Genomic DNA, 12319 nt, shown 5'->3' with positions numbered 1-12319 from the left:
ACGAAACAAAGCGCCTGCTGCGACGGTTACTTTTGTAGAAAAACAACCCCGCTTGCAATTGCAAGCGGGGTTGTTTTATCGTCATATGATTTTACCTGCCAAGCAAAAATCACAGGATGCGGCGACCAGCGATATACACGTTGGCGTAATGGCCGGTCATCAGTTGATCGATTTGCACCATGTACTTATTGGTGGAGGCGTGGATAAACTGGCCATTGCCGATGTAGATGCCCACGTGGGAAGCGGGGTAAGAGGTGTTGTAACGGAAGAATACCAGATCGCCGGGCTGCAGCTCACTTTTGGAAACGGGGGTACCGTTGGAGAGCTGGGTGGAAGCAGTGCGGTTCAGGGTGTAACCGAAGTGGCGATATATGTAGCTGGTAAAGCCGGAGCAGTCAAAACAGCTGGGACCATTGCCTCCGTAGACATAGGGGACACCCAGGAACTGCTTGGCATAGTCCACAACCTGCTGGCCCATGCTGTTGTCGGAGGCCACAGCCACGGCGGTGGCGCCGTCGCCGCGGGAGCCGGCGGAATCCTTGCAGGTCACCATGTACTCGCTGCTAACATAGCCCACAGCGCCGCTGGAGGTCTTGACCTTATACCAGCCATTATTGATACCCACAATGGTGACAACCGCGTTGTCATTGAGGGTGGTCACCTTGCTACAGGTGGTGCCAGGCCCGCTGCGCACATTCAGGGTAGAGCCGCCGGCCTGGACCAGGCCGTAGCCGATGGTCACATCAGCCTGAGCGGAGACCGTCAGATATTCGCCCGACATATAGCCCTCGACGGTGTTGTAGTCCACCTTATACCAGCCGTTGCCGGCGTCTTCCAGAATAACAACAGTGTCACCCTCAGAGGCGGTAGCCAGGATGGTGGAGGTGGTGCTGGCCTCGTTGCGGAGGCGAAGGGCATCGGTATTGACGGTGCCCACGCCGCTGGCGGCGGAAGCGCCGATCATACAGGCGACGGAGACGGCGACGGTCAGGAGCGTGGTGCGCAGAAGCTTGGCAGGCGTTATCATTGGTAGAATTCCTCCGTTCTGATCGTTGGGTGGATAGAAACTTATTTACCGGACAGAGCCCGGTCCAGCCAGACGGAAGCCACGTCCATAGCGGCGTACAGGCTGTCTTTCTCGGTCTTCTTGACCACACGGTCCCGGCTCTTCAAATCAGGATCGGTGAGCTGAAGCTGAACGGATACCCGGGTGGCCATGTCCAGATCCTGATCCTTCTTCTGATCCAGAACCTGAAGCATAATGATATATTTTTCGGCCATGCTGCCGTAATAGATCAGACTATCTTTCCGGCGCAGCGGATGGCCCTTGTAAGTCAGAGGGATGCTTTGCGTAGCCATTTTGGCCTCCTTTAGAAAGTTGTTACTGCTTTTTAAAAACTGTAACCAAATTGTAACACATTGTTTCCAAGCCGTCAACCGCTTTTCCGGGATTTCTTGTTTTTTTCGCCCAAACCCTGAGGCAGACAGGGGGAAGAGGCGTACAAATGCCGGATCAGCAGGACTGCTGTAAAGATGAGTCCAGCCAGCACCATCAGGCTCTCCAACAGCATGGTGAACATCCGACCGCCCAGGGTGAGGACCAGGGTATATTTCATCCGCAGATAGGTCAGATAGGCACTGAGAGAGGAGAGCTGGACCAGGACTGCCGGAGGCAGGCCTGAGGGATGTGTACAGGCCCAGACCAGGGTGAGCACATCGGCCAGGAAGTAGTAGCGGTCGTGCATGTAGGGGAGAAAGAAGGGCACGCCCAGCGTAAGCATGATGCCGAAGAGCAGCAGAGCCCCGTCGTCCAGCCGGTTCCGGAACAGGAAGGCCAGCACCAGCAGGGTGGCCACCAGGGCGAAGGCTGCGAGGATACCCAGGCGGGCGCCGAAAGCCTCATCAATTTGAGTGCCGTAGGGGACCATGGAAAAGATAGAGGCGCAGTTGTAGTTCAGCGCCCCGGCCCCCTCCTGGGTTTGGCCAATATAGACCCCCAGGATATCCCCCAGTGGCTTGCCCAGCAGCAGTGCGGGGACGCAGGTAGCGGCGTAGGCCAGGGGGAAACACAACAGGTCCCGGAATCGGGTGCGCCGGGCGATCCACAGCACTGCCCACAGGGGAAGGATAAACACGGTCTGTAATTTAAAGGAGAAGGCGATCCCCAGCAGAGCGGCAGAGGTTTTGGGATAGCCGCTTAACGCGTCAGCCAGGGCGTGGAGGGTGAGGGCGCCGTACAGTGCGTCACACTGACCCCACAGGGAGCCATTGAGCACCACGGTGGGGAGCAGCAGCAGGGCGCAGAAGCACGCCAGGGGACGGATGCTGTCTTTGCCGGTGAAGCGGCGCACCAGCCGCAGGCCACCCCAGGCAAGCAGAACATCAAACAGGATAGAGAAGAGCTTGATGAGGTACAGGTCGGGAACCGGCAGGTAGGAGATGGCGGCCAGGAAATAGAGGTAGGGCACATTATAGTTGCCGATAGGCAGCTTGATGGCAGCAAAGCCGCCGTTGTCCCGGAAGGTGGCCACCCACTGGGACAGGAAGATCTCATAGTCGTCTGCCGCATAGTTCAGCAGAGTGGACCGGAGGAAGAAAGCCAGGCCAATGGGCAGCAGCAAGGTACACAGCCGGTCCAGGGAGCAGCCAGAACGGCGGAGCAGCCACAGCGCCAGTCCGGCCAGGGCGGCCAGCAGCACAAAGACGGCGGCTTTCTCTCCCGGACCGCCCCGGGACAGCTCGGAGACCGGAAGCAGGGCAAAGAACAGCAGCGCCAGACCGCCGGAGCCGGCGAACAAAGAGAGAGAGGAACATCGTTTCATCGTGATACCTCATTGTCGGTCGGATGGGACAGGAGCAACCATAGAAAAGGGGGGCGCTGCATCGCTGCAACGCCCCCCAAAACATTGGGATTAAAGATCTGCGCTGTCGGTCAGGATGGGCTCCTCCATAACAGGAGCATCTTCAACGACTTCGGCGATCTCTTCGACAGCCTCGCCGCTCTGGGCGGTGCCCTCGTCGTCCATCTGGTCGTACTTGCGGTACATGGACAGGCCGGAGCCGGCGGGGATCAGCTTACCGATGATGACGTTCTCCTTCAGACCCAGCAGGTGGTCCACCTTACCCTTGATGGCGGCCTCGGTGAGGACCTTGGTGGTCTCCTGGAAGGAGGCGGCGGACAAGAAGGAATCGGTGGCCAGAGATGCCTTGGTGATACCCATGAGCAGACGGGTGCAGGTGGGAAGCCGCAGCTCGATACCGTCGTTGGTCTCACCGGCGTCGATGCGGGCCTGAACCGCGGCCTTGGCGTCCTCGAACTCAATGAGCTCAATGGTGGAGCCGGAGAGCAGGTCGGAGTCGCCTGCGTCTTCCACGCGGACCTTCCGCATCATCTGGCGGCAGATAACCTCGATGTGCTTGTCGTTGATATCCACGCCCTGCTGACGGTAGGGCTTCTGCACTTCCTGGATCAGGTAGTCGTACACAGCGTGGATGCCGCGGACACGGAGCACGTCCTGGGGATAGAGGGCGCCTTCGGTGAGGGCGAAGCCCTTCTCCACGGTGTCGCCGTTCTTCACCCGCAGGCCGGCATAGGGCAGCATATAGGTGACGACCTCGCCATCATCGGCGGTAATGGTCACGTTGCACATGGAGTTGCGCTTGGCCTCCTCCAGAGTGACCTTGCCGCTTACCTCGGCCAGCTGAGCCATCTTCTTGGGTTTGCGGGACTCGAACAGCTCCTCAACACGGGGAAGACCCTGGGTGATATCGCCGCCGGCCACGCCGCCGGTGTGGAAGGTACGCATGGTCAGCTGGGTACCAGGCTCACCGATGGACTGAGCGGCGATGATACCAACGGCCTCGCCGGCGCCCACAGGTTCGCCGATGGCCAGGTTGATGCCGTAGCACTTGGAACATACGCCGCTGCGGGCACGGCAGGTGAGCACGGAGCGGATCTTGACCTGATGGATGCCGTGAGCCTCCAGCAGCTTGGCGTCGTCGGCAGTCATCATGGTGTGGTGGTCGATGAGCACCTCGCCGGTCTGAGGATCGCAGATGTCCTCCACCGGGTAGCGGCCCTTCAGACGCTCGCCGAAGGTCTCGATGACCTGGCCGTTCTCCACGATCTCGCTGACCAGGATGCCGTCGTCGGTGCCGCAGTCGTCCTCACGGATGATGACTTCCTGAGACACGTCCACCAGACGGCGGGTCAGGTAACCGGAGTCGGCAGTACGCAGAGCGGTATCGGCCATACCCTTTCGGGCGCCTCGGGAGGAGATGAAGTACTCCAGCACGGACAGGCCTTCACGGAAGTTGGACTTGATGGGGATCTCGATGGTGCGGCCGGAGGTGTCGGCCATCAGGCCGCGCATACCGGCCAGCTGACGGATCTGAGCGGAGCTACCACGGGCGCCCGAGTCGGCCATCATCCAGATGGGGTTGTAGCGGTCCAGACCGGCCATCAGGGCGTCGGTCACGTCCTTGGTGGTCTTTTCCCAAGCCTCAACCACCAGGCGATACCGCTCTTCGTTGGTCAGGAAGCCGCGCTTGTACTGGCGCTCGATCTTCACGATCTCCTTTTCCGTGTTCTCGATGAGACCGTACTTCTTCTCGGGGATGGTCATATCGTAGATGGACACGGTGAGGGAGCCGCGGGTGGAGAACTTGTAGCCCTTGGCCTTGATGGTGTCCAGTACGCCGGCGGACACGGTGAAGCCGTGCTTGACAATGCACTTGTCGATGATCTTGCCCAGCTGCTTTTTGCCGGTCACGAAATTGATCTCGGGCTCAAACATCTGCTCGGCATCGGTGCGGTCCACAAAGCCCAGATCCTGAGGAATACCCTCGTTGAAGATCAGCCGGCCCACGGTGGTGCGCACCAGCTTGTAGCGGGTCTGGCCGTCCACCTCGGCGGAACGGCGGACCAGGATGGGCACATGGAGCTCCAGCTCGCCCTCATCGTAGGCCAGGCGGGCCTCGGTGTCGCTGCCAAAGACGTGGAGCACCTCACGGGGCAGCTGGCCGTCCTCGGTCTCGGCACAGATACCGGCGTAGGTGGGGATGTCATCCAGAGAGCCGGGGTTCTTGACCCACACCAGGTCGCCGGGGGTCAGAGTACCGGCGTCCAGGGCGGCCTTGACGGCGGCGACGTCGTCATAGGTCTCCTCGGCGGTGTGCTCGGCGTACTTCTCGTAGGTCAGGTAGTAGGAACCCAGCACCATGTCCTGAGTAGGCACGGTGACGGGGCCGCCGTCCTGAGGACGCAGCAGGTTGTTGGCGGAGAGCATCAGCACCCGGGCCTCGGTCTGAGCCTCGGCGGACAGAGGCACGTGGACGGCCATCTGGTCGCCGTCGAAGTCGGCGTTGAAGGCGGTACACACCAGGGGGTGCAGCTTGATGGCGCGGCCTTCCACCAGCACGGGCTCAAAGGCCTGGATGCCCAGGCGGTGCAGGGTGGGGGCGCGGTTGAGCATAACGGGGTGGTCCTTGATGACGAACTCCAGGGCGTCCCAAACCTCAGCCTTGCCCTTGTCCACCATCTTCTTGGCGGACTTGATGTTGTTGGCCAGACCGTCCTCCACCAGCTTCTTCATGACGAAGGGACGGAACAGCTCGATGGCCATCTCCTTGGGCAGACCGCACTGATAGATCTTCAGCTCGGGGCCAACCACGATAACGGAACGGCCGGAGTAGTCAACACGCTTACCCAGCAGGTTCTGACGGAAGCGGCCCTGCTTACCCTTCAGCATATCAGACAGGGACTTGAGGGCGCGGTTGTTGGCGCCGGTAACGGCACGGCCGCGGCGGCCGTTGTCAATGAGGGCGTCCACAGCCTCCTGCAGCATCCGCTTCTCGTTGCGCACGATGATGTCGGGGGCGTTGAGCTGGATCAGGCGCTTCAGGCGGTTGTTGCGGTTGATGACCCGGCGGTACAGGTCGTTCAGGTCGGAGGTGGCGAACCGGCCGCCGTCCAGCTGCACCATGGGGCGCAACTCGGGGGGAATAACGGGCAGCACGTCGATGATCATCCACTCAGGCTTGTTGCCGGAGATGCGGAAGGCGTCCACCACTTCCAGCCGCTTGACGATGCGGGCCTTCTTCTGGCCGGAGGCGTCCTTCAGCTCGGCACGGAGCTGGGTGGAGAGCTCCTCCAGGTTGATGTCCTGGAGCAGCTTCTTCACAGCCTCGGCGCCCATGCCAGCCTCAAAGTCATCCTCGTACTTCTCCCGCATATCGCGGTACTCCTTCTCGGAGAGGATCTGGTTCTTGGCCAGAGGGGAGAAGCCGGGATCGGTCACGATATAGCTGGCGAAGTAGAGTACCTTCTCCAGAATGCGGGGGCTGATGTCCAGCAGCAGACCCATCCGGGAGGGGATACCCTTGAAGTACCAGATGTGGGACACGGGGGCGGCCAGCTCGATGTGGCCCATACGCTCACGGCGCACCTTGGCCCGGGTGACCTCAACGCCGCAGCGGTCACAGATCTTGCCCTTGTAGCGGATCTTCTTGTACTTGCCGCAGTGGCACTCCCAGTCCTTGGTGGGGCCAAAGATGCGCTCGCAGAACAGGCCGTCCCGCTCAGGCTTCAGGGTGCGGTAGTTGATGGTCTCCGGCTTCTTGACTTCGCCATAGGACCACTCGCGGATCTGCTCCGGGGAGGCGATGCCAATCTTGATGGCGTCAAATTCAGCGTAACTCATGTTTCTGCTCGACCTCCCTTACTTATTCCATATCGTCATCATCGGAGTAATCATCCTCCGCATCGGAAAAATCATCGCTGTCGTCGGCAACGGCCAGATCATCGTCGTCGCTGCCTTCCTTGAGGGTGTAGCCCGCGGCGGCAAAGTCGGACTCTCCGCCGGCGTTGTAGCCGTAGAAGTCGTCGTCATCGTCGCGGAACTTGCCGGGCTGGTAGGTATCCTCTTCGTCGTCCTTCAGCTCGATCTCGTTGCCCTGGTCGTCCAGCACCTTCATATCCAGGCACAGGGACTGCAGCTCCTTGACCAGAACCTTGAAGGACTCAGGCACGCCGGGCTTGGGCACGTTGTGGCCCTTGACGATGGACTCGTAGGTGCGCACACGGCCGGTGACGTCGTCGGACTTGACGGTGAGGATCTCCTGCAGGGTGTAGGCGGCGCCGTAAGCCTCCAGGGCCCACACCTCCATCTCGCCGAAGCGCTGGCCGCCGAACTGGGCCTTGCCGCCCAGAGGCTGCTGGGTGACCAGGGAGTAGGGGCCGGTGGAACGGGCGTGGATCTTATCGTCAACCAGGTGGTGCAGCTTGAGGAAGTAAACGTAGCCCACGGTAACGGGGTTGTCGAACCGTTCACCGGTGCGGCCGTCGTACAGCCAGCTCTTGCCGTCGGGGCGCAGGCCGGCCATCTTCAGGGTCTCGGCGATGTACTTCTCATCGGCGCCGTTAAAGACGGGGGTGGCGACCTTCCAGCCCAGGGTCTTGGCGGCGTAGCCCAGATGGACCTCCAGCACCTGACCGATGTTCATACGGGAAGGCACGCCCAGGGGGTTCAGCACGATGTCCAGAGGAGTGCCGTCGGGCAGGAAGGGCATATCCTCCTGAGGCAGGATGCGGGACACAACACCCTTGTTACCGTGACGGCCGGCCATCTTGTCGCCCACGGAGATCTTGCGCTTCTGGGCGATATAGACGCGAACTACCATGTTGACGCCGGGGGACAGCTCGTCGCCCGCCTCGCGGGTGAACACCTTCACGTCCACGATGATGCCGCTCTCGCCGTGAGGCACCTTCAGGGAGGTGTCACGGACCTCGCGGGCCTTCTCACCGAAGATGGCGCGCAGCAGGCGCTCCTCGGCGGTGAGATCGGTCTCGCCCTTGGGGGTGACCTTGCCCACCAGGATGTCGCCGGCACGGACCTCGGCGCCCACGCGGATGATGCCGCGCTCGTCCAGATCCTTCAGGGCGTCGTCGCCCACGTTGGGGATGTCGCGGGTGATCTCCTCGGGACCCAGCTTGGTGTCGCGGGACTCGGTCTCGTACTCCTCGATGTGGATGGAGGTGAACACGTCCTCCTTCACCATACGCTCGTTGAGCAGGATGGCGTCCTCGTAGTTGTAACCTTCCCAGGTCATAAAGCCCATGAGGATGTTCTTGCCCAGGGCGATCTCGCCGTTGGAGGTGGAGGGGCCGTCCACGATGACCTCGCCCTTCTCCACCCGCTGACCGGCGTTGACAATGGGACGCTGGTTGATGCAGGTGCCGTGGTTGGAGCGCAGGTACTTGGTCAGCTTGTACTCCTCCACACGGCCGCTGTCGTAGCGGACGGTGACGTACTGGGCGGATACCTTGGTGACCACGCCGTCCTCCTCGGCCAGAATGGCGACCTCAGAGTCGATACAGTTCTTGTGCTCCTGACCGGTGGCCACGATGGGGGCCTGGGTGGTCAGCAGAGGCACGGCCTGACGCTGCATGTTGGCGCCCATCAGAGCACGGTTGGCGTCGTCGTTCTCCAGGAAGGGAATCATGGCGGTAGCGATGGAGAACATCATCTTGGGGGACACGTCCATGTAGTCCACCTGATCCCGGTCCACGTCGATGATCTCGTTGCGGTGACGGCAGGTGATACGGGCGTTCTTCAGGCAGCCGTTCTCATCCAGAGGCTCGGTGGCCTGGGCGATGGTGAACTCGTCCTCCATGTCGGCGGTCATATACTCCACCTGGTCGGTGACCTTGCCGGTGGCCTTATCCACCTTACGGTAGGGAGCCTCGATGAAGCCGTAGCGGTTGATGCGGGCGTAGGAGGCCAGGTAGGAGATCAGGCCGATGTTGGGACCTTCGGGGGTCTCAATGGGGCACAGACGGCCGTAGTGGGAGTAGTGAACGTCTCGTACATCGAAGGAGGCGCGGTCACGGGACAGACCGCCGGGGCCCAGAGCGGACATACGGCGCTTGTGGGTCAGCTCGGCCAGAGGGTTGGTCTGGTCCATGAACTGGCTCAGGGGGGAGGAACCGAAGAACTCCTTGATGGCGGCGGTAACGGGGCGGATGTTGATCAGGGACTGGGGAGTGACGATGTCCAGGTCCTGAATGGTCATGCGCTCCCGGATGACGCGCTCCATGCGGGAGAAGCCGATGCGGAACTGATTCTGCAGCAGCTCGCCCACGCAGCGCAGACGGCGGTTGCCCAAATGGTCAATGTCGTCGGCGTTGCCCACGCCGTGGGCCAGGCAGTTCAGGTAGTTGATGGACGCCATGATGTCGTCCACGATGATGTGCTTGGGGATCAGGTCATCGATGCGGTCCTTGACGGCCTCTTTCAGCTCCTCACCGGAGTAGTTCTGCAGCAGCTCCTGCAGGACGGAGAAGCGGACCTTCTCGGTGATGCCGCACTCAGCGGGATCAAAGTCCACAAAGCCGGCCATATCCACCATGTTATTGGAGAACACCTTCAGCTGAACGCCGCCGTCCAGGTCCAGAATGGCCTCGTTGACGCCCTTGGCTTCCAGCTCCCGGGCGCGCTCACGGGTGAGGACCTCGCCGGGCTCGGCCAGGATCTCGCCGGTGGTGGGATCAACCACGGGCATGGCCAGCTTCTGGCCGGACAGGCGGGTCCAGATAGCCAGCTTCTTGTTGAACTTGTAGCGGCCCACAGCGGACAGGTCGTACCGGCGGGGATCGAAGAAAAGGGCGTTGAGCAGGCTCTCGGCGGAGTCCACCGTGGGGGGCTCGCCGGGACGCAGCTTGCGGTAGATCTCCAGCAGGGCCTCTTCGTAGGTCTTGCAGGCGTCCTTCTCCAGGGTGGCCACGATGCGGGGATCGTTGCCGAACAGCTCCAGGATCTCGGAGTCGGTCTTGGGACCTACGGCCCGGATCAGGCAGGTGATGGGCAGCTTGCGGTTCTTATCGATACGGACATAGAAAATGTCGCTGAGATCGGTCTCATACTCCAGCCAGGCGCCCCGGTAGGGGATGACAGTGGTGGCGTACACCACGTTACCGGTCTTATCCTCGGTGCGGGAGTAGTAGATGCCGGGAGAGCGGACGATCTGGGAGACGATGACGCGCTCGGCGCCATTGATGACGAAGGTACCGGCCTTGGTCATCAGGGGGAAATCTCCCATGAAGATCTCCTGCTCCTTCATCTCATCGGTCTCTTTGTTGCGCAGGCGCACCCAGACCTTGATGGGAGCGGCGTACGTGGCGTCACGGGCCTTACATTCCTCCACGTTGTACTTGGGAGGCTCATCCATGGAATAATCAATAAAGGAGAGCTCCAGGTTACCGGCATAGTCGGTGATGGAGGCCACATCCTTAAAGACCTCCCGCAGTCCTGTCTCCAGGAACCACTGATAGGAGTTCTTCTGCACCTCCAGCAGGTTGGGCATCTGCAGGATCTCTTCATGGCGGGCAAAGCTCTTGCGGAGGGTCTTGCCGAAGTAGACGTCCTTGACCATCGTAGAAAAAACACCTCGATTTCATTGTCTGGAACCGCCGCCACAGGGGGACGGCTCCGGCGAAGGTTGCTGCTTTCCGTCAAATCATACAAAAGGGGCGGTAGAGCACCGGGCGCAAACACCCGGGTGCGTGGATAAAAATATTCTGATTTCCTCTTGCGCTTTCCGCCCTGCTGTGTTAAACTGGCCACACAGTGGGGAAGAATGCTCAGACGCAATCGGAAGTTAAGAGCGTTTTAGTATACCATGAAATCATAGGAAAAGTCAACGTCTGTTTGGTGAAAATCTGGAGAAATCCAGATTTTTTTTATATCTGAGGCAGGCGGGATGGAGGAAAACGGATGCAGGACAGACAGGTTGCGGAGCAGATCGCGGATGTGATTCGCCTCTGTGAGGACACGGACGGGCTGCTCGTTGCCAACCGGGACGGTATTGTGGAGTTCCAGCGGATTTTTTTGGATAATTTATGGAAGTCGGGGGAGACAGTGGGACTGCACATTTTTGAACTGTATCCCGAGCTGGATGAGGAGAGCAGTACCATCATCCAGGCGCTGAGGACCGGAAAACCTAGTTATAATGTATTGCAGGACATCAATAACCGCCGGGGCGAGCGGGTGCTGCTGGAGTCCACCACCATCCCCATTGTGGTGGATGGACAGGTGGCGTGCGTCATCGACTCATCCAAGTTTCACTCCATTGATCAGCGGATCATCCGGGGAAAAGGCGGGATCTCAACCCTGGATCGTATCATTACGCAGGATCCTGCCATGCTGGCACTGAAGGAGCGCATACGGGATGTGGCACCACTGGACTCCTCGGTACTTATTTACGGTGAGACGGGCACCGGCAAGGAATTAGTGGCTGAATCCCTTCACAGCGAGGGGCGGCGTTCCGGTAAGCCTTTCGTCTCCCAAAACTGTGCGGCCATTCCGGCCAATCTGCTGGAGAGTCTGTTCTTCGGTACCGAAAAGGGCTGCTATACCGGCGCGCTGACCCGGAAGGGCCTGCTGGAGGAGGCCGACGGCGGCACGCTGTTTCTGGATGAGATCAACTCTATGGAGATTGGCCTCCAGGCTAAATTATTAAAGGTATTGGAGGAAAAGAAGGTCCGCCGTCTGGGCGGCAGCCGGGATATCCCCTTTGACGTGCGCATTGTGGCGGCGGTGAACGAGGAGCCTGCCCAGCTGATCCGGGAACACCGGCTGCGGGAGGACCTGTACTACCGTCTGGGCGTAGTGCGGATCACCCTGCCTCCCCTGCGGAAGCGGGTGGGAGATATCCCGCTGCTTATCCGCTATTTTATTGACCAGTATAACCGGAAGATGAAGCGCAGCATCCGGGGAATCAGCGATCAGGCACTGCGCCGGCTGGAACGGTACAGCTGGCCCGGCAACGTGCGGGAACTGCAGAATGTGATCGAGGGAGCCTTTGCCTCCGCCCGCTCTGAGCTGCTGGTGCTGGACCATATGGAGGACGCCCTGGAGCATCAGGAGGTGCCCGTGGCGGAAGAGGTCCGGGAAGGCGATCTCGACCCGGGCTTTTCCCTGACCAAGGCGCTGGAACAATACGAAAAGGATCTGCTGCACAAGGCCATGGAACAATCCTCCTCCATCTCTCAGGCAGCCCGCCTGCTGGGTCTGTCCAGACAGAACCTGAAATATAAACTGCAAAAATATAACCTGTAAAAAATTTTGCGCCTGCAAAAAATTTTGCCTGCGATAAAGGGAGGAACTTCCCGCAGAGAGCGGCAAAGGCCGTCCTGTTTGTCGGCGGAAAGAGGAGCAGAAGCCCTTCTTTCTGCATGATAAGACAAACAGGACGGCCTTTTTGTATTTCGGCCTCCAGTTGGCACGGGGGTTGCTTCTTGTGTAGAGAGGCGACAGACTGA

At 60.2% G+C, this 12319-nt stretch carries 6 protein-coding genes; 1 reads left to right on the top strand and 5 read right to left on the bottom strand.

What is annotated here, in order from left to right:
* Nucleotides 1-109 precede the first annotated feature (109 nt).
* The 5 genes from WHJ28_RS06105 to rpoB all read right to left on the bottom strand — a co-directional run bounded on the left by WHJ28_RS06105 (nucleotide 110) and on the right by rpoB (nucleotide 10431).
* Nucleotides 110-1027, bottom strand: coding sequence for a C40 family peptidase (locus tag WHJ28_RS06105; RefSeq protein WP_340040661.1), 918 nt, complete (start codon nucleotides 1025-1027; stop codon nucleotides 110-112).
* A 41-nt stretch (nucleotides 1028-1068) separates the two neighbouring features.
* Entirely contained in the window at nucleotides 1069-1359 is a 291-nt protein-coding gene (locus tag WHJ28_RS06100; RefSeq protein WP_087187735.1) for a hypothetical protein, read from the bottom strand.
* Between the two features lie 74 nt (nucleotides 1360-1433).
* Nucleotides 1434-2822, bottom strand: coding sequence for a conjugal transfer protein TraL (locus WHJ28_RS06095; protein WP_340040659.1), 1389 nt, complete (start codon nucleotides 2820-2822; stop codon nucleotides 1434-1436).
* A gap of 90 nt (nucleotides 2823-2912) precedes the next feature.
* Entirely contained in the window at nucleotides 2913-6701 is a 3789-nt protein-coding gene (rpoC, locus tag WHJ28_RS06090) for a DNA-directed RNA polymerase subunit beta' (protein WP_340040657.1), read from the bottom strand.
* 22 nt (nucleotides 6702-6723) lie between these two features.
* Nucleotides 6724-10431: a DNA-directed RNA polymerase subunit beta gene (gene rpoB / locus WHJ28_RS06085; RefSeq protein ID WP_340040655.1), complete on the bottom strand. Its 3708-nt coding sequence runs from the start codon at nucleotides 10429-10431 to the stop codon at nucleotides 6724-6726.
* Nucleotides 10432-10772: 341 nt separating this feature from the next.
* On the opposite strand from rpoB, the gene WHJ28_RS06080 reads away from it, so the two are divergent.
* Entirely contained in the window at nucleotides 10773-12116 is a 1344-nt protein-coding gene (locus WHJ28_RS06080) for a sigma-54 interaction domain-containing protein (protein WP_340040653.1), read from the top strand.
* The last annotated feature ends 203 nt before the right edge of the window (nucleotides 12117-12319 follow it).

Source organism: Flavonifractor porci (assembly GCF_037572415.1).
Taxonomy (GTDB): Bacteria; Bacillota; Clostridia; order Oscillospirales; family Oscillospiraceae; genus Flavonifractor; species Flavonifractor porci.
This window is presented reverse-complemented; position numbering and strand designations above follow the sequence as displayed.